This is a genomic window from Nonomuraea sp. NPDC004580, from assembly GCF_040609855.1.
GTDB lineage: Bacteria > Actinomycetota > Actinomycetes > Streptosporangiales > Streptosporangiaceae > Nonomuraea > Nonomuraea salmonea.
In genome coordinates, this window is record NZ_JBEXLH010000032.1 from 1 (window position 1) to 24,970 (window position 24,970).

21 protein-coding genes are annotated in these 24,970 nt (G+C 73.8%); 4 read left to right on the forward strand and 17 right to left on the reverse strand.

Features of this window, described 5'->3' with window-relative positions:
* Both ABZW11_RS28165 and eccD read right to left on the reverse strand, forming a co-directional pair.
* The coding region (locus tag ABZW11_RS28165; RefSeq protein WP_355423104.1) for a type VII secretion protein EccB at nt 1–471 on the reverse strand (471 nt) is incomplete at its 3' end.
* A gap of 22 nt (nt 472–493) precedes the next feature.
* A complete protein-coding gene (gene eccD, locus ABZW11_RS28170; protein ID WP_355423107.1) occupies nt 494–1,879 on the reverse strand; it encodes a type VII secretion integral membrane protein EccD in 1,386 nt (461 codons plus the stop codon).
* Between the two features lie 103 nt (nt 1,880–1,982).
* Between eccD and eccCa the strand changes: the two genes are divergently transcribed.
* Nucleotides 1,983–5,957: a type VII secretion protein EccCa gene (gene eccCa / locus ABZW11_RS28175; RefSeq protein ID WP_355423110.1), complete on the forward strand. Its 3,975-nt coding sequence runs from the start codon at nt 1,983–1,985 to the stop codon at nt 5,955–5,957.
* 60 nt (nt 5,958–6,017) lie between these two features.
* Here the strand turns inward: eccCa and ABZW11_RS28180 are convergent, their stop codons facing one another.
* From ABZW11_RS28180 to mycP, 8 genes are read right to left on the reverse strand one after another with little or no spacing between them, the layout of a single operon-like run.
* Nucleotides 6,018–6,446 carry a hypothetical protein gene (locus ABZW11_RS28180; protein WP_355423113.1) on the reverse strand — a complete coding sequence of 143 codons (429 nt, stop codon included), beginning with the start codon at nt 6,444–6,446 and terminating at the stop codon, nt 6,018–6,020.
* Nucleotides 6,447–6,451: 5 nt separating this feature from the next.
* Nucleotides 6,452–7,264: a hypothetical protein gene (locus tag ABZW11_RS28185; RefSeq protein ID WP_355423116.1), complete on the reverse strand. Its 813-nt coding sequence runs from the start codon at nt 7,262–7,264 to the stop codon at nt 6,452–6,454.
* Nucleotides 7,261–7,602 carry a hypothetical protein gene (locus tag ABZW11_RS28190; RefSeq protein ID WP_355423119.1) on the reverse strand — a complete coding sequence of 114 codons (342 nt, stop codon included), beginning with the start codon at nt 7,600–7,602 and terminating at the stop codon, nt 7,261–7,263. Before ABZW11_RS28190 ends, ABZW11_RS28185 begins: the two co-directional genes overlap by 4 nt.
* Before the next feature lie 5 nt (nt 7,603–7,607).
* Nucleotides 7,608–8,864, reverse strand: coding sequence for a hypothetical protein (locus tag ABZW11_RS28195; protein WP_355423122.1), 1,257 nt, complete (start codon nt 8,862–8,864; stop codon nt 7,608–7,610).
* An 8-nt stretch (nt 8,865–8,872) separates the two neighbouring features.
* Entirely contained in the window at nt 8,873–9,214 is a 342-nt protein-coding gene (locus tag ABZW11_RS28200; RefSeq protein WP_355423125.1) for a hypothetical protein, read from the reverse strand.
* A gap of 6 nt (nt 9,215–9,220) precedes the next feature.
* Nucleotides 9,221–9,511, reverse strand: coding sequence for a WXG100 family type VII secretion target (locus ABZW11_RS28205; RefSeq protein WP_345399826.1), 291 nt, complete (start codon nt 9,509–9,511; stop codon nt 9,221–9,223).
* A gap of 11 nt (nt 9,512–9,522) precedes the next feature.
* Entirely contained in the window at nt 9,523–9,864 is a 342-nt protein-coding gene (locus tag ABZW11_RS28210) for a WXG100 family type VII secretion target (RefSeq protein WP_345399823.1), read from the reverse strand.
* 58 nt (nt 9,865–9,922) lie between these two features.
* The gene (mycP, locus tag ABZW11_RS28215) at nt 9,923–11,089 is read right to left on the reverse strand and encodes a type VII secretion-associated serine protease mycosin (RefSeq protein ID WP_355423128.1); all 1,167 of its coding nucleotides are present in this window, start codon (nt 11,087–11,089) and stop codon (nt 9,923–9,925) included.
* 133 nt (nt 11,090–11,222) lie between these two features.
* Here mycP and ABZW11_RS28220 point away from each other — a divergent pair, with 133 nt between their 5' ends.
* Genes ABZW11_RS28220 through ABZW11_RS28230 form a run of 3 tightly spaced genes read left to right on the forward strand, consistent with a single transcriptional unit; the run spans nt 11,223 to nt 15,269 of the window.
* Entirely contained in the window at nt 11,223–11,846 is a 624-nt protein-coding gene (locus ABZW11_RS28220) for a hypothetical protein (protein ID WP_355423131.1), read from the forward strand.
* Nucleotides 11,847–11,856: 10 nt separating this feature from the next.
* Nucleotides 11,857–13,104: a hypothetical protein gene (locus tag ABZW11_RS28225; protein ID WP_355423134.1), complete on the forward strand. Its 1,248-nt coding sequence runs from the start codon at nt 11,857–11,859 to the stop codon at nt 13,102–13,104.
* Complete coding sequence (locus ABZW11_RS28230) at nt 13,101–15,269, forward strand: protein kinase (protein WP_355423137.1); 2,169 nt, start codon at nt 13,101–13,103, stop codon at nt 15,267–15,269. Before ABZW11_RS28225 ends, ABZW11_RS28230 begins: the two co-directional genes overlap by 4 nt.
* Before the next feature lie 100 nt (nt 15,270–15,369).
* Here the strand turns inward: ABZW11_RS28230 and ABZW11_RS28235 are convergent, their stop codons facing one another.
* From ABZW11_RS28235 to ABZW11_RS28265, 7 genes are all read right to left on the reverse strand, one after another.
* The gene (locus tag ABZW11_RS28235; RefSeq protein ID WP_355423140.1) at nt 15,370–17,526 is read right to left on the reverse strand and encodes a transglutaminaseTgpA domain-containing protein; all 2,157 of its coding nucleotides are present in this window, start codon (nt 17,524–17,526) and stop codon (nt 15,370–15,372) included.
* Between the two features lie 182 nt (nt 17,527–17,708).
* On the reverse strand, nt 17,709–18,830 hold the full coding sequence (locus ABZW11_RS28240; protein WP_355423143.1) for a DUF58 domain-containing protein: 1,122 nt from the start codon (nt 18,828–18,830) through the stop codon (nt 17,709–17,711).
* Entirely contained in the window at nt 18,827–20,977 is a 2,151-nt protein-coding gene (locus ABZW11_RS28245) for a hypothetical protein (RefSeq protein WP_355423146.1), read from the reverse strand. The genes ABZW11_RS28240 and ABZW11_RS28245 overlap by 4 nt, the downstream gene beginning before the upstream one ends.
* A gap of 103 nt (nt 20,978–21,080) precedes the next feature.
* Nucleotides 21,081–21,686, reverse strand: coding sequence for a HipA domain-containing protein (locus ABZW11_RS28250; RefSeq protein WP_355423149.1), 606 nt, complete (start codon nt 21,684–21,686; stop codon nt 21,081–21,083).
* Nucleotides 21,687–21,829: 143 nt separating this feature from the next.
* Complete coding sequence (locus tag ABZW11_RS28255) at nt 21,830–23,419, reverse strand: DUF262 domain-containing protein (protein ID WP_355423152.1); 1,590 nt, start codon at nt 23,417–23,419, stop codon at nt 21,830–21,832.
* A gap of 43 nt (nt 23,420–23,462) precedes the next feature.
* Nucleotides 23,463–23,780 (reverse strand): hypothetical protein, encoded by a 318-nt coding sequence (locus ABZW11_RS28260; RefSeq protein WP_355423155.1) that lies wholly within the window; start codon nt 23,778–23,780, stop codon nt 23,463–23,465.
* Nucleotides 23,781–23,908: 128 nt separating this feature from the next.
* The gene (locus tag ABZW11_RS28265; RefSeq protein ID WP_355423330.1) at nt 23,909–24,943 is read right to left on the reverse strand and encodes a LacI family DNA-binding transcriptional regulator; all 1,035 of its coding nucleotides are present in this window, start codon (nt 24,941–24,943) and stop codon (nt 23,909–23,911) included.
* Nucleotides 24,944–24,970: the final 27 nt, after the last annotated feature.

A 24,970-nucleotide genomic window follows, 5' to 3' on the forward strand; every position in this document is an offset into this window, starting at 1 on the left:
CTCCTGCACGCAGGCCGACCAGGGGCCGCGGGCCAGGTGCGCGGGGCCGGGCAGCGAGTCGGGGGCGCCCGGGATGCCGATGGGCACGCCCCGCTCGTACGCGGTGAGCGCCTCGCGCGCCACGACGCGCTCCTTGACCTGCCCGGACGCCAGGACGAGCCGGGCGGAGGCGTAGTTGGCGACGGGGACGAGGCGGCGCTGGTCGTGGCTGTAGACGTAGCGGGCGCCGGTCTCGCGCTCGATGATCAGCGTGCCGGGCTCCTCCAGGGACTTCGTGCCCCCGGGCCGCAGCAGCCCGTACACGGCGAAGCCGACGCAGAGCAGCACCGCCACCATGATCCCGGCGAGGAACCCGATGGTCTGGCGGCGCAGCGGCCACTCCGGCTGGTTGGGCTGGGCACGCAGCAGCGCCAGGCCGATGCGCTGCACGGTGAGGCGATACGCCTGGTAAAGGTCACGCTGGCTGTGCAACTGCGCCTCTCCGGTTAGTCGGCTAGCTGACCAGGCCGCGGATGGTCTCGTACAGGTCCATGACGGCCAGCGCGAGCGGGATGAGGGCGATCATCAGCAGGATGTCGAAAATGTCGCCCACCCGTCCCCAGAACGGGGACGGCCGCGCGGTGGCCACCCACAGCGCCGTGCCGGTCACCCCGAGGGCCAGCACCACCAGGCCGGGCACGATCCCGTACAGCAGCAGGGCGTCACCCGCGGTCAGCACGGCTCCCGCGGCGGGCAGCGCGACGCCGGCCAGGGTCGCCGACAGCAGCCAGGCCCGCTGGCCGCGTCCCTCGAAGACGCGGGCCCGCATGAGCAGCGACAGCGACAGCGCGCCGCTCATCACCAGCGCCGCCCAGGTGCCCTCCAGCACCAGCAGCGCCTGCGCGCCGAGCACGACCAGCGCCACCGTGCCGAGCAGGCCGGCGCAGAAGCGGTCGGCGACCACGGTCTTGTCGATGACGAGCTCACCGTCGAGGTCGCCGCTCTCCCGCCGCAGCTCCTCCGCCGTGGTGGGCAGCGCGGGCAGCGGCATGCCGGCCAGCCGGAACGACAGCGTGGGGATGACCGTGGTGAGCCCCACGGCGAGCGCGGCCAGCACCGCCGCCACCCCCGCCGCGGGCAGTCCGAACGCCATGACGACCCCGCAGCCGAGCAGCCCGCAGAGCGCGGCGGCGGCGATGCCGAGGAAACCGGGCAGCCCCCGCGCCACCGCGAACCCGGCGGCGGTGGCCAGCATGAGCGTCACGCCGCAGGCGGCCAGCAGGTTGTCCGGCTGCAGCACGGACGGGCCCGAGGCGGGCGCGACCAGGCCGGCGACGAAGCCGTAGGGCAGGGCGGCGTACCCGATGACCGCCCCTGACCGGTCGTCGCCCAGCGCGCGCGAGAGCGCGACGGCCACCACCAGCAGCAGCACCGCGACGACGCCCGCGACCAGGGCCGCGGGCGTCCACGGGGGCCCCGCGAGCGGCGGCGCGGCGGCGCCGAGCGCGAGCAGGCAGGCGGCGGCGCGCAGGCCGTAGGCCCTGGTGACCGCGGGCTGCCAGCGCCCGGTGCGTTCGATGACGCCGGTGGCCACGGCGTCGGCCACGTCGTCGAAGACGGGTTCGGGCAGCTCGTGGCCGCGGGGGCGCAGGTGCAGCAGCTCGCCGTCGTGGACCTGCAGCTCCGCGAGGGTGACGCCGGGATCGAACGGCGGCCCGCCGAGCCGCTGCAGCGCCCAGCCGCCGTGCGCGAGGCCCGCCTCGGCCAGCCCGTCGCCGGCGATGCGCAGCACGGTCGGCAGCAGGTTGCCGAGCGGGATGTCCGGCGGCAGGCCGAGGTCCAGGAAGCCGCGCGGGGTCACGACGGTGACCCGGCACAGGTCGGTTCCGGTGGCGCTCACCCGGACGAGTGTAGGGAGCGGACTTCTCCGGCGGCGGCTGTGACACGTCTAGGAATTTTGAAATATCCGGCATATCCCTACGTCAGGGGCTTTCATAGGGCCGGTGAGCGGGAGCCTGATCGTGGTACGCAGGCCCGAGCGGCGCAGGCCGCCGGAGCCTCCGGGGGGCGAGGTGCTCCTGGAGTCGCCGCCGGAGATCCCCGAGACGGTCACGGGCGGCGGGCTGACGCAGCTGCTGACGTACCTGCCGATGATCGCCGGGGCGGGCGCGATGGCGCTGATGTTCACCGGCGGGTCGGCGAGCAACCCGATCATGCTGGTCTCCAGCGGCCTGTTCGCGGTCTCCATGATCGGCATGAGCGTCGGCCAGATCATGCGGAACGCCGCTGAGCGCCGCAACCAGCTCAACGGCCTGCGCCGCGACTACTACCGCTACCTGGAGCAGGTCAGGAAGCGCGTCCGTACGGCCGCCGCGCAGCAGCGCCGCGCCATGACCTGGAGCCACCCCGACCCGGCCGCGCTGTGGTCGCTGGTGATGACCAGCAGGCTCTGGGAGCGCCGGCCCCGCGACGACGACTTCGCGCAGGTCAGGATCGCCACCTCGGCGCAGCGGCTGGCGCTGCCGCTCATCCCGCCGGAGACCCGTCCCGTCGAGGACCTCGACCCGCTGACGGCGGGGGCGCTGCGCCGGTTCGTCCGCACGCACGCGACCGTGCCGGGGCTGCCGGTGGCGCTGGCGCTGCACTCGTTCGCCAGGGTCGTGGTGTCGGGGGATCCGGTGGCGGCCCGCGACCTCGTACGCGCCGCGCTGGGGCAGGCCGCTGCCCTGCACGCGCCCGACGACCTGCGGATCTCGGTGTGCGCGAGCCGCGAGCGGACCGGTGAGTGGGAGCCGGTCAAGTGGCTGCCGCACGCCCTGCACCCGTCCGAGGAGGACGGCGCGGGGCCGGTGCGGCTGGTGACGGGCGACCTGGGCGAGCTGGACGACCTGCTGGGCTTCGAGCTGAAGGACCGGCCGCGCTTCAGCAAGGGCATGTCGGCGGACGCGGTGCCGTACCACGTGGTCGTGGTGGACGGCGGGACGGTGCCGTCGGGCAGCCAGCTCGGCCTCGACGTCATCGAGGGCGTCACCGTGATCGACCTGGGCGGCGGGGTGCCGCAGGCGCCCGCCCAGCTCACGCTGCGCCTGGAGGTGACCGCCGACGAGGTGGTCAGGGTCGCGGAGGACGAGCTGGGCAAGGAGGTCAGGACGCCGCTGGGCCGGCCCGACCGGCTGGCGCCGCCCGCGTTCGCCGCGCTGGCCAGGCAGCTCGCGCCGATGCGGACCGGCACCGGCGGGCCCGAGGAGGAGCGTGACGTGTTCGCCACGAACACCACGCTCACCGACCTGCTCCGGCTCGGCGACGCCCGCCGTCTCTCGACCGCCGTCACCTGGCAGCCGCGCCCGGTGCGCAACCGGCTGCGGGTGCCGATCGGGCTCGGCGCCGACGGCCGGCCCGTCGAGCTGGACATCAAGGAGGCCGCGCAGGGCGGCATGGGCCCGCACGGGCTCGTGGTCGGCGCGACCGGCTCGGGAAAGTCGGAGCTGCTGCGCACGCTCGTCCTCGCGCTGGCGATCACCCACTCGTCCGAGACGCTGAACTTCGTGCTGGTCGACTTCAAGGGCGGCGCCACCTTCCTCGGGCTCGACGCGCTGCCGCACGTCTCGGCCGTCATCACCAACCTGGAGGACGAGCTGCCGCTGGTCGACCGCATGCACGACGCGCTGCACGGCGAGCTGGTACGCCGCCAGGAGCTGCTGCGCGCGGCCGGGAACTTCGCCTCGCTGCGCGACTACGAGCAGGCCCGTGAGCAGGGCGCTGAGCTGAGCCCGCTGCCGACGCTGTTCATCGTGCTCGACGAGTTCAGCGAGCTGCTGTCGGCCAAGCCCGAGTTCGTCGAGCTGTTCGTGATGATCGGCCGGCTCGGCCGTTCGCTCGGGGTGCACCTGCTGCTGGCCTCGCAGCGGCTGGAGGCGGGGCGGCTGCGCGGGCTCGACACGCACCTGTCGTACCGGATCGGGCTGCGCACCTTCTCCGCCGCCGAGAGCCGGGCCGTGCTGGGGGTGGCGGACGCGTACTCGCTGCCGCCCGAACCGGGCAACGCGTACCTGATGTTCGAGACGACCGGGATGACGCGGTTCAAGGCGGCGTACGTGTCGGGGCCCTACCAGGTGGCGGCGCAGAGCCCTGCCACGGCGGCCCGCTCAGGCCATCGGGGGAAGATCGTCTGGTACGGGCCAGAACGCGTGCCGCTGCCGCCCGTCGCCGACACGCCGCCCGTCGCCGAGGACAAGGGCAAGCAGGACAGCCTGCTCGACATCGTGGTCTCCCGGCTGACCGGCAAGGGGCCCGCGGCGCACCGGATCTGGCTGCCGCCGCTGAAGGAGCCCGCCTCGCTCGACCGGCTGCTGCCCCGCATCGAGGCGACGCCCCGCCACGGGCTCACCGCCGCCGGGACCGCGCAGGACCGTCCCGGGCGGCTGCACGCCGTCGCGGGGATCGTGGACAGCCCGTTCGACCAGCGGCGGGATCCGTACTGGCTGGATCTGTCGGGCGCGGCGGGCAACGTCGCGATCGTCGGGGCGCCGCAGACCGGCAAGAGCACGCTGCTGCGCACGCTCATCGCCTCGCTCGCGCTCACCCACACGCCCCGGGAGGTGCAGTTCTACTGCCTGGACTTCGGCGGCGGCACGCTCTCGGCGCTGGCCGGGCTGCCGCACGTCGGCGGCGTGGCCACCCGGCTGGACGCCGACGCGGTCCGCAGGACCGTCGCCGAGGTGCGGGGCGTGCTGGAGCGGCGCGAGCGGCTGTTCGTGGAGCGGGGCATCGACTCCATGGCCACCTACCGGCGGATGGTCGCCTCCGGCGCGTACGAGGGCGACGGCTGGGGCGACGTGTTCCTCGTCGTGGACGGCTGGGCGACGCTGCGCCAGGAGTACGAGCAGCTCGAACCCGACCTCGGCGACCTCGTCACGCGCGGGCTCGGCTTCGGCGTGCACGTCGTCGGCACCGCCAACCGGTGGCTGGAGTTCCGCGCCGGCGTGCGCGATCTGCTCGGCACCCGGCTCGAACTGCGGCTCGGCGACGCCTTCGACTCCGAGATCGACCGGCGGGCCGCCGCCAACGTGCCGGAACGCGCCCCGGGCCGCGGCCTCACCCGCGAGGCGCTGCACTTCCTGGCCGCGCTGCCGCGCATCGACGGCCGCGGCACCGTGGACGACCTCGCCGACGGCGTGTCCGCCCTGGTCGAGGCGGCCGCTGCGGCCTGGCCCGAGCAGGGGGCGCCGCCCGTACGGCTGCTGCCCGCCCTGCTGCCCGCCCACACGCTGCCCGTGCCGCCCGGCGACGGCACCCGCGTGCCGATCGGCATCGACGAGGCCGCGCTCGCGCCCGTCCTGCTGGACTTCGACACCGACCCGCACTTCGTGGTGTTCGGCGACACCGAGAGCGGCAAGAGCAACCTGCTGAAGGTGATCGCGCGCGGCATCGCCTCCGCCCGCACGCCACTGCAGGCCCGCTTCATCGTCATCGACTACCGCCGCACGCTGCTCGACGCCACCGACACCGAGCACCGCATCGGGTACGCCGCTTCGAGCGCCGCCGCCGCGACCCTGCTCAAGGGCGTGCAGGAGGTGCTCCAGGACCGGCTGCCGCCGCCCGACCTCACCTCGGAGCAGTTGCGCACGCGGAGCTGGTGGACCGGGCAGGACCTGTACGTCATCGTGGACGACTACGACCTCGTCGCCACCTCCGCCAACCCCCTGTCCGTGCTCGGCGAGCTGCTCCCCCAGGCTCGCGACATCGGCCTGCACCTCGTGCTGGCGCGCGCGATGGGCGGGGCGGGGCGGGCGATGCTGGATCCCGTGGTGCGGCGGCTCAAGGAGATGAACACGCCCGCCGTACTGCTGTCGGGGCCGCGCGACGAAGGCCAGCTGTTCGGGAACGTCCGGCCTCGTGTGCTGCCTGCTGGGCGGGGGGTGCACGTGGATCGGCGGGCGGGCGAGAAACTCATCCAGACCGCCTACCTGCCGTCCTGAGCCCCACCCGCCCTGCCGGCTGCTCCGTCGGCCGCCCTTCAGCCCCCTGCGCGTTGCTTTCTACAGGCCGCGTTCTATCCGGGACAGCTCGGCCATCGCCTGGTCCATCGCGGACTCGTACGCCTCGCGTGCCTCGCGCATCCGCAGGTCGGCCGGGTTGTCCTGGGCGGACAGGTCCAGCGGGCCGTCGCCCACCACGTCGCCCACCACGGCACGCAGCAGCTCGGCCGAGCGGGTCTGCAGGTCGGCGAGCGCCTCGGCGATCAGGCTCAGGATCGTCTCCGACAGGCGCTGCGAGCCCCACCGCATGGCCCTGGGGTCGATGTCCAGGCCGGTCACGCCCTCCGCCGAGCACTCGACCCTGACCAGGTCGTCGGGGTCGCTCGCGGTGCCCTTGGCGGCCAGGACCTGCTGGTAGAGGTCGTCCAGCCCGTCGGCGGGGTGCTGGGAACGGGCGATCAGCCGGTCCAGGGCGCCTTCGTCGGACATAGCCGTCATTTCTCCGTCTCCGTGCTCGGGTCGTGGGTCGTGGGCGGCTGGGCGTCGAACGGTGACAGGCCCTGCGGTGTCAGCCCCTGCGGTGACAGGCCGGGCGGTGTCAGGCCGGGCGGCGCCTGCCCCGGCGGGGTCTGTTGCAGCTTCGTGGCGCTGAAGCGCTCGGCCACCGCCTGCTGGGCCAGCATCCCGCCGCCTGCCGCCGCCGCTCCCCCGCCGAGCGCCAGCTTGCCCGGCGAGACCTGGGCGAGCCGCCCCGCCACCTTGCCCAGCACGCCCTGCCCGCCCGTCACGAACTGCCGCACCCGGGACGCGATCGCTCCGGCCTGCCGGTCGGCCCTGATGCCGAACTGCGTGGCCGCCACCTCAGAGGCGACCCGGGTGAAAGGGTTGAGCTGGGCGACCTTGTGCATCACGCCGGCCGTGAGGATGCTCGCGCCGGTGAGGAAGACGGCCTTGCCGGCGGCGTCGTACACGTCGGCGGTGACGTTGAGCGTGCGGGCGGACGCCGCAGGCAGCGCGGCCTTCTCCTCGGCGTCGGACGCGTAGTCCGCCACGGCGCCCATGGCCAGTTCGGCGCTGGCGGCGGTCCAGGTGACGCCCTTGGTGGCGGTGTCCACGACCTCGGGGTGGCGGCGCAGGCCGGCCGACAACGTCTCGTAGCCCTCGGCGGCCCGCCGCTGCTCGGCGGTGTCGCCGTACATGAGGGGCAGGATCAGCATCGCGTAATGGGCGCGGCGGAAGCCGAGCAGCATGGAGCCGGTCGCCGCCATGGCCGAGCCCTCGATGACGGACTGCGGCTGCTCCATCATCGCGGCGCCCCCATGGTCGCGGCGACGGAGGCGGCGTTGCCGTCCACGTAGCCGTTGGCGGTGTCGTACGCCCGGTCGTGCAGCTCGGCGACCTGGTCGCGCTTGGCCAGCAGGTACCGCTGGGCGGCCTCGTTGACCTCGTCGAACGAGCGTCCCAGTGCGCCGCCCAGCATGCCGAAGGCGCCGTACGCGCCGGAGGAGAGCCGTACCCGGGCGACGGCCCTGGTCATCTCCTCCAGGTCCCGCATGGGCGTGTCGGCCAGGTCGCGGCCCATCTCCCTGACGGAGTCCGCCACCACGGCGACGGCGTCGGCGTCCATGCCCGGTGTCCCCCTCATGTTCATCAGCTCACCACCGGTGGTGGCGTGTCCACGGACGGGCGGAAGAAGTCGTCGTCGGCGGGGCGGGTGCCGGGGTGGCGGGTGCTCTGGCGGTCCGCCGCCGCTCCCGCGGCCATCGGCATGAACGGCACGCCGCCCGCACCGGCCATCCCGGCCGTGCCCGGCTCGCCGCCGAGGCCGCCCGGCGGTCCCATCGCCGCAACCGGCCCGCCCACCACCGGGACGCTGCCCGGCCGCACGGAGGGGCCCTGGGCGGTGGTGGTGTCCCGGCCGTGCGGGACGGGGCCGGGGGCTGTGGGGCGGCCGCGCTCCGTCGTGCCCGGCTGCGCCGTTGCGCCCGTCACACCTGACATGCCCGTCAAGCCGGATGTACCCGTCAACTCCGACGAATCGGTCATGGCCGATGAGCCGGGGCTGCCTGGGGAGCCGGTAGCACCGGGGTGGGGGGTGGCGCCCGCGAGGGCGGTGCCCGTGAAGCCGTCGGTGCCGGGCTGCGCGACGGTTCCCGGCAGGCCCGTTCCTCCGGGTCCCGTCGTGGGGCCGGGCGAGGTCGGAGTCCACGGCGCGGTGCCGGCCATGGTGTCCAGCGTGGTGTCCATCGTGGCGGCCGGCGTGGTGTCCAGCGTGGCGGCCGGCGTGGTGTCCAGCGTGCCGGCCGGCGACGTGCCGGGCCGGGCCGGCGTCGTGCCCGGTTCGCCGGGCGGCGGCAGGTACGGCGCGGGCGAGGCCAGCTCCGCGTCCCACGGCAACCGGTCGGGCAGGGCCGTGTGCGCGGTGTGGAAGGCGGTGTTGAGCCGGGCGATGAACGCCCGCGCCGCGCCGTCGGGGTCGTTGGTGGGATGGTCGGGGTCGGTCGAGCCCGAGCCCATCGCGTAGTGGGTCTGCGGCTTGGTGGCCTGGTCGAAACGTTCCTTGGCCGTGGTCAGCTCCCTGGCGACGCCCTCCAGCGAGGGCGGGACGTCCTCCAGCCGGTCCCGCAGCGCCTGGAGGTAGGTCTGGAGCCGGTTCATCCGGGTGAGCATGGCGCGGGCCGACTCCCCGCCCCAGTTCCCGTCGGCCACCAGGCGGGCCGCGCCGTCGCCGAGCGTGGTGATCGTGGTGGTGAGCAGCTCGGCCGTCTGCCGGTACGCCGCCGCGACCGGCCCGAACTCCTCTGGCCTGGTGGACATGATCAACGTTCTGATCGCGTCACGGCCGCCGTACCCCTGCGGGTCGCCGCCCTGGAGGCAGCCGGTCTTGATCGGTTTCGGTTCCGGCACGCGTTCCTCTATCTGTCCGTACGTCCCGCCACGCCCGCGGCCCGCTGGTCGGCGTCGCGCACGGTGGCCGCGGTGTCGGCCAGGTCGCCGATGACCCGCTGGACCTGCTCCAGCACGAACTGCAGCGACTCCCCCGTGGCCTCGCGGGCGCTGCGCACGGTGCCCGCGTACCCCTGGGCGATGTCCCACGTCCCGGCGGCGCCCGGGGTGAGGTCGGGCACCTGGAACCGCGCCGTCTCCAGGCGCGGCAGCAGCTCCCGCCGCAGCTTGCCCGCCACGTCGAGGAGCGCGTCAGGGCGGCAGGTGACCTGGTCCCCGGCGGCGGCCGGGTCGATGAGCGGCTCGTTCACCCGGGCTCAGGTGGTCCAGCGGCGGATGTTGACGTGTTCGGCCTCGCGCATGATGCCGGTGGCCTCCTGGAGCGACGGCCCGAAGCGCTGCATGGTGTCGCCCATGGTGACGACGGCCTCGTTCCACTGGCGCTTGGCCTCGAGGTAGACGCCCTTCGCGGCGCCGTCCCAGGTCTCCAGCACCTTGAAGTCGGCCTCCAGGTCCGTCAGCTCGCCGACGAGATTGGTGTACGCGCGGCCCAGCTCGGCCGCGATCTCTTCCATCTCGTCGAAATTGGCGACGATGATGTCATTCATGTCGGTTCCTTTCAGGAAACGGGCCCGGAGTATTCACCGCCGGCGAGCGCGGCCCGGAGTTTCACCGCGACGTCGCTCGCCTGGGTGTTGGCGTCGTTGTACTGGATGCCGGTGGCCTTGAGGTTCTCGCCGATCGTGTTGAGCGCGTCGATGACCTTCCTGAACTGCGGGGTCCACTCCGTGAGCACCTGCCGGTAAACGGTGGCCGCCTCGCCCTGCCAGGCGCTGCCGAGCGTCTCGGGGATCTGCGTGAGCCGGTTGTAGATCTGCTCGATGTTGGCGACGGCGAGCTGTGCGCGTTCTGCGGCACTATGCTGGCTGCCCTCGGTATAAGTCGTCGGTTGATTGACCACGCTGCTCCTTTCGGCGGGCTTTTCCCGCATCAACGTAGGCGGGCCCCGGCGGGCGAGGCTACGATTTCAACTTTCCTGTAAATGTCCCGGCGCCGCCCTGGCGCCGGCGTCTGGCTCTGGGCAGCATGAGCGCCGCGAACACCACCAGCGCCGTCACCCCGGCCGCTCCCGCGGTGATGCCGACGGCGATCGCCCGCGTCCGCTCGTCCGGGACGGGCGCCCTGGCCAGCACGACGGGTGGCGCGCCGGCGGCGCTCACGGTGGCCGCGGGCAGCACCGAGGTGACCGCCTGCAGCGGGTTGACCAGTCCGGCGCCGGTTCCCGCCGCGCCGCCGCCCTCGGCGGTCTGCTCCAGGCGGCGCTTGACCTGCCAGTGGTCGAGGTCCGGGTGCCGGGCCCTGACCAGGGCGGCGACGCCGGAGACGAAGGGGGCGGCGAAGCTGGTGCCGTCGAGCCCCGTACGGTAGCCGCCGCCCGTCCACGCGCTCGTGATCCCGGCGCCTGGCGCGGTGACGGAGATGCGGGTGGCGCCGTTGGAGAAGCCCGGCTTCTCGCCGTCGGGGGCCGCCGCGCCGACCGCGATCACGCCGGCATACTCGGCCGGGTACGCCGGCGAGGCCGCGCCGCCGTCCTGCTCGACGTTGCCGGCGGCGGCCACGATCACCGCGTCCTTCTCCTGCGCGTACGCCACCGCCGCCTTCAGCTCGGGCGCGTCGTGGGCCTGCACGGACACGTTGATCACATCGGCACCCAGGTCGGCGGCCCGCCGGATGCCGGCCGCGAGCCGCGACACGTCGCCCGACCGTCCCTCGGTCTGCTTGATGGACAGGATCCGCGCGGCCGGGGCCACGCCCATGACCGGGACGCCGCGCCCGGTGAGGTCCTGGCCGGCGATGATGCCGGCGACCGCGGTGCCGTGGCCGACGCAGTCGCGCGCGTCCGTCCCCGTGAGGTCCACCTGGCCGGTGACCACGCCCCTGAGCTGCGGATGGGTGGCGTCCACGCCGCTGTCCACGACCGCGACCCGCACGCCTTCGCCTCTGGTGAGCCGCCACACCTGGGTGAACCGCAGGCGTTCCTGCGGCCAGGGCGTGCCGGTGACCTCGGCGACGCCGGGCTCGGGGTCGCAGGCGACCGTACGGGCCGTGTCGGTCGTCGGCGTCGGGGTCACCGGGGCGGGGGTCAGCGCCATGAGGAGGGCGGCGCCGTACCAAAGGAAAGGCACGAAAACGGAGTCTCGCCGACATTTCCGGCCTCTGCCGCTCTCTTAGAAATATCTTGAAATGGCGCTGCGCCCGGCGTCACGGCAGGTAGGCATGTGCTGGCATGTCCAGCGCTATGGCCCGCGGAGAGTGAGCATGACGGTACCTGCCGCCGAGGGTGGCGACGCCCACGGCAACCCCAGGCCGGGCATCGGGCTGTCGCGGCTCCAGCGGCCGACGACGACCGTCGGCCATGAGGACGCCATCTCCTCCCACGATGAGCACATAGAGGCGCGCGGCGTCGAGGACGCCTACGCCGACCACATCCACGACCACCGCAACGGCGACTATCCGCCGGAGCCGCCGCCCGCCCCGACGCAGGCGCAGCTCGACGAGCTGCTCGCGGCCAACCGCGTGGACCCGGGGACGACGAGCAGGACGATGTTCGTCAAGATCGGCGAGTACGAGGACCCGGCGTCCGGCAGGCCGCTGCCGTCGTCGCCGATCGAGCGGCTGCGCCAGGACCTCGAACGCCTCCAGGGTGCGGCAGGCGAGAGCCTCAAGGTCCGGCTCCAGTTCGCCAGGCTCACCGAGCAGGACCTCGGCACCTGGCAGGCCGCCACCGACCTCAAATACACCACCGACCAGGCACAGACCACCCTCGACCAGGTCATCACGCGCGTCACGCAGGTGTACGAAGCCGTGGTGCAGGCACTCGACGAGACCGTCAAGACCGCGAAGAACGCCGACCGGTCCATCGCGGGCGGCGTCAGGAAGTGACGGAGGCCTGATGACCGACTACTGGGTCGGAACGCTCAAGGACAGCCGGGAGCCGCAGATCGACGGCACCCAGCCGCTGGGCGGCGACGCCGAGAGCAGCGACGGCATCTCCGACCTCATCCAGTCCACCAAGCCGGAGAAGGTGGCCGAGGCGGGACGCCGGTACACCGAGATCGCCGAGATGTGCGCCACGTCGGTGGAGGTGCTGCACACCGAGGCCGCGCGCATCGCCCAGACGCTGGGCGGGGAGTCGCTCGAGGGCATCTTCGACACGATCGGGGAGCTCCAGCGCGACCTCACCCGCCTCAGCTTCGCCGCCCGTTCCGTGGGTCAGCCCCTCGTCTGGTACGGGGCCGAGGTGCTGCCCTGGTTCCACCACAACGTGCCCAGGACGGGCAGCGTGGACCTCGACGACTGGATGGGCGACGTCGCGGGCACCGACACCAACGCCCACGCGCTCGCCCGGCACCACCTTCAGCAGCTCAACCGCTTCATCCAGGCCGTCTACCACTCCATCGACGACCACGTGGAGCAGCGGACCACGGCGCCGCAGACCTCGCTCACCGACCCGTCGTTCGACCCGCGGCTGGGGCTGCCGAGTGGGCTGACCGCCGACCCGTACGGGGGCCTCGGCTCGACTCCCGGCTTCGACGGCCCAGGACTGCCCGGGTCCGGCGGGCCGGACCTGCCGCGCCTCGACGACCCGTCCCTCCAGGACCCGTCCCTGCGCGACCCCTCCGCCCCGGACCCGTCGGCGCAGGACCCCTCCCTGCAGAGCCCCTCCCCGGAGAACCCCTCCCTGCCGAACCCCTCGCTGCAGGACCCGTCACTCCAGAACCCGTCCCTGCAGAACCCCTCGCTGCAGGACCCGTCCCTGCAGGACCCGTCCCTGCGGAACCCGTCCCTGCAGAACCCCTCGCTCGACCAGCCCGACCTGCGGAACCCGGCCACGCACCTGTCCAGCCACCCCAACCCCCAGGTGCCGACCACCCAGTCGATCGTCCCCGGGATGCCCACCGGCGCGGGCCCCTCGATGCTGCCCGGCAGCGCCGCCGCCACCCAGCTCGGCGGCGCGCCGGGCGGTCCTGGCGCGCCGGGCGCGGGCGGCCTGCCGGGCGGGCCGATGGGCATGATCCCGCCGATGGGCGGCGCCGGGGGTGCCGGGGAGGAACGCGAGCGGGAACGCATGAAGATGCCGCTCACCGAGCACGACCCGTTCGACAGCGATGACCTGGGCGGCCCGCCCCTGATCACATGACCCCGCCCATCGACCGGCCCCCCGGTGTCCCCGGACAGGTCCATGGCGCCCGCCCACCCGGACCCGCCCGACAGGCCGGTGACATCCAGCCGCCCGCACCCGCCCACCAGACCCGCGGCCCGCACACGCCCGCACCCGCCCAACAGGCCCGCGGCCCGCACTTGTTCAGAACCGCCGAACGCGTTCGCGGTTACCAGCTGCTCGGGCCTGCCGGCCAGGACGGCCCCTGGACCCTGTACCGGGCGCGCTCGGTGGCCACCATGGCGGAGGTCCTGGTCAAGACGCTGACCTGCCACCGCGTGGACAAGCGGGCGCTCAAGCGGATCATCCGCGGGTTCGCCTTCCCTGACGAGCTGGCCGCGCACGACGGGGTGATCCCCGTCCTGGAGGTGGGAGCGACCGGGGACGGTCGGCCGTACCTGGTGACGCCTCCCCACGACGGCCTCACCCTCGCCGAACGCCCGGACCGCGACCGTCCCATGCCGGCGGAGCAGGTCGCCGGCCTGCTGGCCGCGGTGGCGCGCGCCGTCGCGGCCACTCATGCGGCGGGCGGCGTACACGGACGCGTCACGCCCTCGAACGTGGTCATGACCCCGAACGGCGTGATGCTGACCGGCTTCGCGATGTCGGCCCTGATGTCGATCGCCGAACTCACGGACGGCACCCCACCGTCGTCGGTCCACGCCTCCCCCGAGGAGGTGGAGGGCCGCCCACCATCCCCCGCCTCCGACATCTACACCCTGGCCTCAACGACCTACGAACTCCTGACCGGCCACCCCGCCTTCCCCCTGGAAGGCACCACCGACATCGCCAGATTCACCCTGGCCGTCCTGACCGAACCACCCCCACCCCTACCTCCCACGGTCCCTGAGGCCCTGGCCGCCCTCCTCGCCCAAGCCCTCTCCAAGGACCCCGCCACCCGCCCCACAGCCACCACCCTCGCCACCACCGCCCACCGTTTCGCCGGCGGCCCTCCGCGACCTCACACCACCGGCGCTCCCGCCACCGGAAAGGGCGCGACGACCGACCCCGACGCCCAGCGGGCCGCCCCCGCCGGCTCTGCCGCCGACCAGCGTGTCGGCGTCGACGGCTCCGGCCGCTCGACGGTCGCGCCTCCCCCCTTCGGCGGAACCGCCGCGTCCTCGGCCGGTCTCACGAGCGAGCCCGTGCTGGGAGCGACGGCGGATCAGCCGCGTACCGCCCGGCTTCCGGAGCCCAGTCCCGTGCCGGAGCCCGGTCCTCGGCTTCCCCGCACGGCGCGCCTCCCCGCGTCCGGGTCACCGGGCAACCAGGAGCTGTCGGGGCCCAGGGAGCTGGTGTGGACCGTGGACTCCGAGCGGTCTCGGCTCAGGCCGCCTGCGGGGCCTCAGCCGTTCCTGCCGACGCCGCCCGACCCCGGCTCGTCCGCCCGGACACCGGATGCCCAGGCACCGGCTGCCATGGAGGGCGGGCGGCGGGGGCGGATGCCGCTGGTCGTGGCGGGCGTGTCGGCGCTGGCCGTGCTGGCCGGTGCGGGCAGTGTGGCGCTGGCGATGAGCGGTGATCAGGGCGTCACGCTGACCGCCGACCACCAGGCGGCCGCCACCCGGCCCCCGGACGCGGGCGTGCAGGACGGACAGGCCGGCGAGGGCGACACGCAGAACAGCCCTCATGACGGGCAGCCGCAGGATGGCCAGGTCCAGGACGGGCGGCCGCAGACCCTTCAGCCTGACGCGCAGGCCACCGGTGACCGTGCGCGGCCCGAGCCGTCGCCCGAGCAGAGCACGGCCGGCCCCGCCACCTCACCACCGGCCACGCTCAGGACCCCCGGCCCGGCCGCCCTCACCGCCTACCGCCCCAAGAGCCTCAAGCTGGTCGCCGACAACGGCACCACGGTGACGCTGTCCTGGAAGACGGCACGCAAGACCGAGTACCCGGTGATCGTCCAGCAGGCCCCGGACGACCGCCTGATGTCGGCCCCGGTCGGCAGCACCACGTACACGGTCGGGAAGCTCGACCCGGGCACCGGCTACTGCTTCAAGGTCGGCGCGGTGGTCGCACTCGGCCGGCCGTCCTCGGTGGCCTGGTCGCCGGCGCTGTGCATCAGAGGTGCCGCGGAGACCGGCGCGGAGGACGACGTCCAGCCCCCGATCGTGCTCCCCCTGGTCACCCCACCGACCGGCTGACCCCGCCTGTCACGCCAACGAGCCCCCGACCAGGCCGCCGACCCCGCTGCCGGAGTCTGCTCGTTGCCTCCAACCGACCGGCTCGGCCGCCGGGCCGGCCTCAGCCGATCAGTGACAGGGGTGACAGCCGGCCGGCGGCCCGGCGCAGGAGGCTCACCCTCCGCCTGACCAGGGTGTCCACCGTCGTGTGGTGCTGCCAGGCGAGGTCGGCGTCGTCCGCGTTCACGGGGGTGTCGCCGAAGGTGGCCGCATTGGCGAGGGTGGCGAGGGTCATCAGGGGGACGCGAGCGGCGGGGTCCAGGAAGCGTTCGGCCAGGGAGGCCACCTCGCCCGCCGTCAGCGTCCCCGAGGTGACGGGGAGGCCGGCCGTGCGGAGGCGGGTGAGGGTCTGCTGCCAGGCTCCGATGACGCGGGCGGCCGGTGCGGCGGCGTGGCGGCGGCGCGTCCGGCGTACCAGCGGGACGAGGGCGGCGGCCAGCACATAGGCCGCCGCCAAGCCGCCGGCCGCCGCAGCCCACACCCACGGTCCGGTCGAGGCGTCCTTGACGGGGGTCGCAGGTGGGGTGGGGCGCTTGGTGGGGGTCTTGGCGGGCTTGGGTGGGGTGGCGTCCTCGTTGATGGCCTGCTCGATCTCCTTGGCCTGCTTGGGCGCGCCCTCGGCGACGTCCCCGCCCTCGCCGGAGCGCGTACGGGACGGCGTCGGATAGAACGGCACCCACCCGATGCCGTCGAACTCGACCTCGGCCCAGGCCAGCACGTCCCCGCCGCGCACCTGCCGGACGCCGCCCCGCTCCTCCCCCGGACGGAACCCGACGACGATCCGGGTCGGCAGCCCGATCGCCCGCCCCAGCAGCGCGAACGACGCCGCGAACTGCTCGGTCGTCCCTCGCTTCGACTCGGTCAGGAAGAACTCGATGCTGCGGTAGCCGTGCCCGGGCGGCGCGTTGACGTCGTTCACGGCGAGTTTGCGCAGATAGGCGGCCAGTTTGGCGGCCTGCTGGCTGGGGCTGCGGGCGCCGGCGGTGGCGCGGCGGGCGATCTCGCCGAGGCGGGCGCGCTGGGGCGGGGTGCGGCCGTCGGGGCCGTCGGGCAGCCGCCGCTGTTCGGGGTCGTCGGCGGGTGACGCCTGCCGCAGCTCCGCCGCCGGATATGTCCGGACTCCTGATGTCACCTGGTACGTCAGCCCCTCCCGCGTCCGCGTGCTGGCCAGCATGCCGGTGCCGGGGTCGACCACGAGGCCCGTACCGGTCGCCGCGAGCGGCCGGTCGGCGGCGGGCAGCCAGGGCCCCGGCAGCTTCTGCACGGTGAACCGCTGCTCCACGGTGTCGCGTGCGGCGTCGTCCGCGCCGGGGACGCGTCCGCCGGTGGGGAGGAAACCGGCGCTGGACGTCCAGCTCACGCCGTCGAACCGGTCGAGTACGGCCAGGCGCAGGTTCGCCTCGGACGTGGTGCGGACCGTGAACAACTCGCGCCGCGGGTTCTGCAGCCAGGCCGACACCTGGTCGAGGGCGCTCACGCCGTTGATCGGCTGGGGCGGGGGCTGCTCGACGAGGGTCCGTACGTCGAAGGGCTCCCCGGCGACGGGCAGCACCGGCGCGACGACGGCGGCGGCCACCACCAGCCCGGCCGGCAGCGGCACCGCGACCGCCACCGCGAGCGGCGACCTGCCGGTCCTGACCAGCCCCAGCAGCAGTACGAGCCCCGCGAACCCGGCCGCGTAAGGCACCACCGTCCCGCCCCCTGCCACCCCGAGCACGACGGCCGCCCCGAACACCGGCAGCGCCGCCACGGCGGGCAGCATCGGGGTACGGCGGCGCAGGGCCAGCTCGGCCGCCACGGTGGTCGCCGTCCAGACCAGGAAGCTGACCAGCACGATCGCGGGGCTGCCCGGGGCGGCGGGCAGGATGGTGGTCAGCAGCCACCCGCCCGCGTCACGCACGCCCAGCAGCGCCGCCCTGACGGCTCCCGGGCCGGGCAGGAACCCGAGCCACGCCTGCTCCCTGAACACCGTGGCCGACACCACCGTCAGCCACCCCAGCACGCCGACCGGCACCGTCCCCCACAACGGCAGCCGCCCCGGCAGCGCGAGCGCCAGCACACAAGGCCCTGCGACGGCCACCCCGACGACGGGCAGCAACGCCTCCAACGCGAACACCCCGTCGAACGCCAACCCAGCGCACGCCACCAGTAACCCGGCCACGACCACGGCGGCCACCCGCCGCCCCAGCGGCTCCTGCTGCTGATCCCGCACCACCACCCGAGAGCCATCCGCGGCCTGGGCCCCCGCCCCACTCCCCCCAACGCGCCCCGCCCCTTGGACAGGGGTGGAGGTGGAGCGGGAAGTGGGCTCGGGACCCGAGCGGGCGGGGTGGCCGGGCCCTGAGCCGTTGGGGGGTGGGCCGTTGGGGGGTGGACCGCTTGGCGGTGTGCCGTGGGGGGTCAGCGTGGCCATGCTGCCGCCAGCTCGTCCAAGTCCGTCGCTTCGATCACGGTTACCCCCGCGGCCCGTGGCGCACCGGCCTCAGGGGGGCCCACGTGGACGAACAGGGCCTGGCCGAAGCGGCGGCGGACGGCCGCCGCGTCGGCCAGGGCCCCATAGCCGCCGCTGATCAGCACCAGTGCTCCGCCCGCCCCCGCGTGGCGGAGCGCGTGCAGCGGCGGTTCGGCCCGGTCCGAGCGTTCGACGAGCGCGAGCCGGTCCAGGACCTCCTCGTCCTCGCCGGGCCCGCCCTTGGCGTGCAGCAGCTCGCCCTCCCCGGTGAGCACCCGCACGGGGAACCGGTCCCGGGTGACGGCGCAGGCCGCCGACGCCGCGACGTCCACGGCCAGCTCGAACTCGTCGTCCCCCTCGTACGACGAGCTCCGGGTGTCGAGGACGACCACGGTGTCCGGCAGGTTGACGTCGGTCAGCTCCTTGACCATGAGCACGCCGGTCCTTGCGGTCGAGCGCCAGTGGACGTGCCGCAGCTCGTCGCCGACGACGTACTCGCGCAGGCCGTTGAAGCTGCTCGCGCCCGACGGCGCGGAGCGGGAGGCCAGCCCGTCGAGGTGCCGTTGCCGCCCGGAGCGCAGCGGCCCGAGCGGCACGGTGCGGGGCCGGACGAGCAGCAGGTCGGCCCGCCCGTACGCGATGGAGCGCCGCGCCAGCCCGAACGGGTCGGCCCGGTCGAGCAGCAGCGGCCCCACCGGCGTGCGCCCGCGCCGGCGGGTGGGCAGCCGGTACGACACCGTCCGCGCCGCCCGCCTGCCCAGCGACGGCACCTCGACCGTCACCGTGGTCTCCCGGCACGTGTCCCGCGCCACCAGACCGGAGTGCCGCCACCGCCCGGCGTTGCGCACGTGCAGGACGGCCACGGCCGGCTCACCCCGCGCCACCTTGACCGGCGTCACCTCGCGCCGCACCTCCAGCCGGGCGCCCCTGAGCGTCCACAGCGCGCCGGCGCCGACGGCCGCCAGCCCGGCCACGGCCAGCACCGCCGCCTGGGAGTAGCCGAGCGGCGCCCCGGCCGCGTAGACCAGCACGGACGCCACGGCCAGCCCCCACCCCGCACGAGTGATCATTCGCACTCCCACAGCGGGGCGGCCGGGAAGCCCCCCTTCGGGGTGTCGACGAGCACGTCGTTGAGCCAGCCGTTGCCCCGGGACGATTCGATCTTGTTCCAGACGTCGCTGCTCTGGCCCGTGTACTGGTCGGTGTAGGCCGGGCCCTTCTGCTGGCACAGCACGGTGAGCGTGATGTACTCCCCCTTCGGGATCCTGCCCGCCTCGCCGCCGCCGGGCGCCGAGCGGATGAGCGTGTTGGTGTCGTTGTTGTTGGCGTTCTTGAACTGGGCGGACGGCGGGCGCAGCTCGGCGGTGGCCTCGGCGCGTTCCTGGCTCTCGCCCGCCTCGTTCCTGGCGCGCAGCGTCCAGGTGTAGGACTGGCCGTTCTTGAGCCCGGTCACCTCGGCGCTCGTGCCCTCGGGCTGGGCGGGGTGCTGGCCGGGGCCTTCCAGCGTGTACGTGACGCCGTCCGCCGCGTTGTCGGGAGCCGCCCAGGTGAGGTCGGCCCCGTGGTTCTTGCCCTTGGCGGTGAACGACGCGGGCTTGCCCGGGGCGACACAGGGACGTACCGGGATGGACGGGGCCGACTCCACCTCGCCGCCGGCGTACTCGGCGACGACACGGAACGCGTACTCCTGGTCGCACCGCCCGCCCGTCACCCGGAACTGGAACGGCCCGTCCGGCCGCACCTTCGACGGCGTCACGTCGGCGCCGCCGGGGGCGCCCTTGAGCGTGTACCCCGTCACCTCGCCCTTGGCCGACGGCGTGAAGACGACCTCCATCCAGCCGGGGCCCGAGTTCGCGGTGACCGCGCCGGGCGGGCCGGGGGTGACGGTCGGCGTCGGGGTCGGGGTCGGCGTGGGAGTCGGGGTGCGGGTGGGCGTGGGGGTCGGGGTGGGAGTGGGGGTCGCGGTGACCGTCACCGTCGGCACGGCCGTCTTCGTCCTCGTCGGCACCGTCGTGGTGGCGGTCGGCCTGGTCACGGTCGTCGGCCGCACCACCGTCGGCGTGTACGTCGGGATCGGCAGCGGCGTCGGGCTGTCCTTCTGGCCGAGCGCCTCGTCGTACTTGCCGACCCGGTGTCCCCTGCCGTCCTCCTCGATGACCAGGGCGGCCTCGCTGAACTGGTCGTTCACCCAGAGCAGCCCGTCCTTGACGAACACCTCAAGCGGCCCCGCCTTGCCCGTCACGACCTTGTCGGCCTCGAACCGCTTGGCCACCGTGTCGTACACGATGAGCTTGCCCGCGCTCTCGTCGGCGATGTAGATGCGCCGCCCGAGCGCCTGCGGCGCGCCCAGCTTGCCGCCCTTGACGCCGACGGTGGTGAGGGCGCCGGTGGCGGTGTCCACGAGGACGAGCGCGCCCTGCTTCGGCGCGAGGATCGGCACCACCTGGCTCTCGGCGACGGCGGGCACCAGCAGGCCGGCGCTGCCCGCGCCGGTGACCGTGCTGGGCAGGCTGACCTGCAGCCGGGTGCCGGTGCCGCCGATCACCATGGCGGTGGCGGCGGCGGAGTTGGTGACCAGCGGGACGCCGTTCGCGATCGTCAGCGTGAGCGGGTCGCCCGGCTCGCCGACCGTCACCGCCTTGCCCTGCTGCGCGCCGTTGATCTGGACGAGCGTGCCCTCCTCGGGCACGGGCACCCACAGCGTGCCGTTCTTGTCCAGCCCGGCCTGCCCGAGCGGCGGCTTCAGCGTGATCGGGGCGCCGACGGTGTCCACGGTCAGCGGGTCGAGTTGCTGCACGGTGCCGCCGCGCGGGTCGATCCCGTACGCCTTGCCGGCGCCCATCACGATCTGCATGCCGCCCGCGCCCAGCTCACCCGTCTGCGCCACTTCGAGCTGGGTGGGGTCGATGCGGCTGACCTGGCCGGTGGACTCGTCCATGACCAGCACGTTGTCGCCGTCCTGCACGACCTTCAGCGCCTGCCCCTCCGCTGAGGCCAGGTCCACCCGGCCGTCCAGCTGCCCGGACAGACCGTTGGCGTGCACCACCTCACCGTTGAGCGCGCTGGCCAGCCAGGCGCCCACATCGGCCAGCTTCGGCCGGGCGCTCGAGACGCCCGTGCCCAGGAACAGGCCCACTCCCACCAGCGCGGCGGCCAGCACGGCCGCGACGATCCCCGCCGCCCGCCGCCCCGCCGCGCTCCGCCACCGAACGGCCACCGATTCACATCCCGCGAGCTTCGTCCGCATACATATCCGCGGACACACTAGGCCGCGCTCCGGGGCCGCCGACCTCCCTTCAAAGAATGTGGAAACGTCCGGCTCAGGAACCCTGCCGCGCCTCAGCGACGAGGGGCAGCGTCCGCAGCCGCCCCTCGATGTGGGAGGTCACGAACGCGGGAACGTCCGCCTCTGCCTTGGCCTGCGACCACGACTCGGCCAGTGCGATCACGGTGTCCCGTACGACGCCCGCCACCCGGTCGCCGTCGAGCCCCGCCCGCCGTGCGAGGCTGCGGAAGTTGCCGAACGTGATGGCCTTGGCCACCTTGCCGCCGTTCACCGGGAAGGCCAGTTCCTCGCCGCGGAAGTCGTCGTAGGAGGACACGGAGACGAGGTCGTAGGCCGGGGACAGCCGCGCCGTGACGCCGTCGGGGTAGCGCAGCGTCCAGTTCTTCAGATGTGCGTCCAGGTTGCCCATGACGACGATCGCGGCCAGACGGCGTACGTACTCCTCCAGGTCCTGCGGGCAGACCGTGCTGATGACCCGGGCCAGGCCACCGTAGGTCGCTCTGTCGTACTTGGAGGACACGGCGACCTCACGCACCTGCGCGAAGTCCTCCTGATGGACGCGCCCGCCGGGCAGCCGGTCGAACCGCCTGACCGCGAGCGCCATCTCCGCCGCATCGATCAGGCCGTCCGGCAGGCCCATGAGCCGCTCGCCACGCCTCGAACGCCTGACCAAGCACAGGGTGCGGCGATCCGATGTCCTCGTAGTCGAACCAGGTGCTGCCATCGCGGTAACGCAGCGTGCCGACGCGGCGATCCCCGAGGAACACACCCGCCGTCGTCTCATCAGTCAAGCTCGTCATCCTCGTCGAACAGCGTGGCCAGATCAGGGCCGTCCCGGAACCCGAACAGGGCACGATTCTGCACGTGACGATGGATGACTGTCTCGGCTTTGTACGCACGTCGTTCGAGGAAGGCGGCCGTTCGGCCGCGGCGCAGCAGCTCGATGGACTCGGCGTCGAGGCAGTGGCCGGCCAGCACCGTCTCGTCCAGGTCGAGGCGCACCAGGAGCCCCGCCAGGGGCCCTGCCTCCTCCGACGGCTGGATCAGGTGGTTGGCCAGGCCGGATCCCAGGCCGCTCCGGTCGTCCACGATCGGTACGAGCGGTATGCGGGCGGCGAGGAGCTTGACGGCGTCGATCGGCGCGCCTGGACGGGTCAGACAGCGCGGCCCGAGCGCGAGCAGGCTCAAGATGTTGACCTTGGCCTGCGGGTGGTCGAGCCCGATTCGCGTGAGGTCGGGCTTCCATGGGGCCAGCGGCGTCGGCAGCGACTCGATCAACCGCTGGGCGCTGTCCACGGGATGCGTGTGCACCTGCTCGGCGAGGTGCGTCGCTTCCTCCAGATGTCCGTGCCGCGTCACCCCGAGCACCGCGCCGCGCCAGATCCAGCGCCGCAGGAGGTCGGCCGCCCGCCCGCCCGGCGGGCCGAACGTCGCCGTGAAACGCGCGAGGACCGGAATGCACTGAGGGCGCGGAACCAGCTTCACATGTGGGATGTCGGCTTCGTCCCGGAGGTAGTCGACCACGTGGCCGAGCGCCGTCTCCGTACGGGCGAACGCAGCCCGCCGATCGTCCTCGTCGCGGAACCCGCCCTCGATGTCCCGGGAGTTCCGGCTGGCGAGCACGCTTCGCACGAGGAGCTCTTCCGGCAGGTCACCGAAGCCGAACGTGCGCACACTCGCGCGCAACGTCCGCAGATCGCCGGGTTTCTGCTCGTCGGTGATCGAGCGCAGGGTGTGCAGCACCTCCGCACTGTCCGATGGCTTCCCCGGAGTGTTGATCCGGGCGTAGATCTCCCGGACGGGGCGGTCGTCCTGGCCCGTCACGACGTACAGGGGGATCCGGTAGTCGCGCACGGCCTCGACGACCTGCTCCGCCAGCGCGCGTTGCGCACGGCTCAGATACGTGTTCGCCCGGAACCACGCGTCGGTCTCAGCAGCGTCCAGGACGAGCGCCATGGGCAGTCGGCCATCACCCGGCTCCTCGCGGCGGGACAGCGCGACGAACTCGCCCGTGGCCAGGTCGAAGTGAATGCGAAAGCGCGGATCCACCGTGTCAGCGGTCGCCGTGAGCGCACCGACCAGGGCGGCTAGGCGTTGCCGGCCGTCCACCACCCAGAACGCGTCGCCCACCGCCTCCGCCTCGATCACCAGGGGACCGATCACCACGCTCCCCGACGGCGCGGGACGCTGCCACACCAGCACGTTTCCCATGGGATAGCCGTGCAGGACGCTGTCGAACAGCCGGGTCACGTCATCGCGCCCCCACTGGCGGGAGGCCGGCGAGGCGGGGATCCGGATCCGGCCGCGCCGCGCGAGGTCCACCAGTTCGCTCAGTGAGGGTCGGCAGACCTTCGGCCGGGTCACCGCAGCCACCGCGCCCTCCCTCCCTGGCCCGCATCACTGGATGGTGCCGATCTTATGGCTCGGTGCGGGCGAGGAGGGCGAAGCGGTGGGCGGTGGCTGTCAGGGGGGCTCGGGACTCGTGGAGGGTGCGGAAGTGCGGGGCGTACGTCTGGACGTCGAAGGCGGGGATCTGCCACGGGACCATGCGGAGGAACAGGACGAGGGCGCCTATGTCGTGGAATGCGGTGGTGAAGGCGGCTTCGGCGCTCCAGACGACGTCCAGGCCCGCGTCCCGCAGGCCGTTCGCCGCTTCGGTCAGGCTCCAGGTGGCGTTGTCGTGGGGTGGGGCTTTCAGGGCTGTGTTGAGCTCCTCCAGGTCGCGGCCGGCCACCTGCTGGGTGAGGAAGGTGCCGCCCGGGGTCAGGAGGCGGCGGATCTCGTGCGGGTCGTACGCCTCGTGGCGGCTGGTGATCAGGTCGAAGGAGCCGTCAGGGAAGGTCGCCGTGGTGTCCGTGACCTCTACGCCCAGGGGTGCCAGCCTTCTCCTCGCGACCGGGAGGTTGGGGGTGTGGCGCTCGGGGTGCTGGCGCGGAGGATGACCTTCGTGGTGAGGCTGGGAGGGGTGGTGTCGTTCGACAGGGCGAGGCGGACGGCGGCGGCGCCCGCCTCGCGGAGCGGGACCGCGACCGAGGTCAGGGCGGGGACGACGTCCACGGCGGGTGCGATGTCGTCGAAGCCGGCCACCCCGATGTCCGTCCCCGGCCGCAGCCCGGCGTCACGCAGCCCGGTCATCGCGCCGATCGCCATCACGTCGTTGACCGCGAACACCGCGTCCACGTCCCCCGGCCGCTCGGCCAGCCGGCGCGCCGCCGCGTAGCCGCCGTCCCTGGTGAAGCCGGTTTCGACGGCGAGCGGCTCGGGCACGCCTGAGCCGGCCAGCCCGGCCAGGAAGCCCTCGTGCCGCTCGCGGGAGGTGCGCAGCGCGGCGGGGGCGTGCAGGACGGCGAAGCGGCGGTAGCCGGCGCCGAGCAGGGCGCGGGCGAGGTCCGCCGCGCCGCCCCCGTTGTCGATGGTCACGGTCGGGTACGGCAGGTCGCGCTGGCTGATCATGACGACCCTGCCGCCCGCCGTCCGGTACGCCTCCAGCTCCTCCACGAGCGCGTCCCTGGTGCCCGCCCCGTCGATGCGGCTGCCGGTCACGATGACGACGCGCGGGCGGCGGCCCCTGAGTGTCCTGACGATCTGCAGCTCGCGTTCCGGTGAGCCGCCGGCCACCGCCATCGTCAGGATCAGCCCCGCGGCCTCGGCCTCGGCGGCCACGCCCGCGGCGATGGCGGAGAAGTACGGGTCGGCCACGTCGCGCACCACCAGGGCGACGGTCCTCGTCGAGCCCCTCGCGATGGCCTGGGCCGACAGGTGCGGCCGGTAGCCGAGCCGGTCGGCGGCGGCGCGCACGCGGGCGACGTTCTCCGCCCTGACGTTGCGGGCGCTGCCGTTGAGCGCCCGGGAGGCGGTGGCCACGGACACGCCCGCCTCCCGCGCGACATCATGCAGGGTCGCCGGCCCGCCGGCTCCCCGCGC

Coding starts and splice junctions, on each gene's coding strand:
- ABZW11_RS28180 (WP_355423113.1), bottom strand. CDS start 6,446: ATGTCCGACGAAGGCGCCCTGGACCGGCTGATCGCCCGTTCCCAGCAC.
- ABZW11_RS28185 (WP_355423116.1), bottom strand. CDS start 7,264: ATGATGGAGCAGCCGCAGTCCGTCATCGAGGGCTCGGCCATGGCGGCG.
- ABZW11_RS28190 (WP_355423119.1), bottom strand. CDS start 7,602: ATGAGGGGGACACCGGGCATGGACGCCGACGCCGTCGCCGTGGTGGCG.
- ABZW11_RS28205 (WP_345399826.1), bottom strand. CDS start 9,511: ATGAATGACATCATCGTCGCCAATTTCGACGAGATGGAAGAGATCGCG.
- ABZW11_RS28220 (WP_355423131.1), top strand. CDS start 11,223: ATGACGGTACCTGCCGCCGAGGGTGGCGACGCCCACGGCAACCCCAGG.
- ABZW11_RS28225 (WP_355423134.1), top strand. CDS start 11,857: ATGACCGACTACTGGGTCGGAACGCTCAAGGACAGCCGGGAGCCGCAG.
- ABZW11_RS28230 (WP_355423137.1), top strand. CDS start 13,101: ATGACCCCGCCCATCGACCGGCCCCCCGGTGTCCCCGGACAGGTCCAT.
- ABZW11_RS28240 (WP_355423143.1), bottom strand. CDS start 18,830: ATGATCACTCGTGCGGGGTGGGGGCTGGCCGTGGCGTCCGTGCTGGTC.
- ABZW11_RS28250 (WP_355423149.1), bottom strand. CDS start 21,686: ATGGGCCTGCCGGACGGCCTGATCGATGCGGCGGAGATGGCGCTCGCG.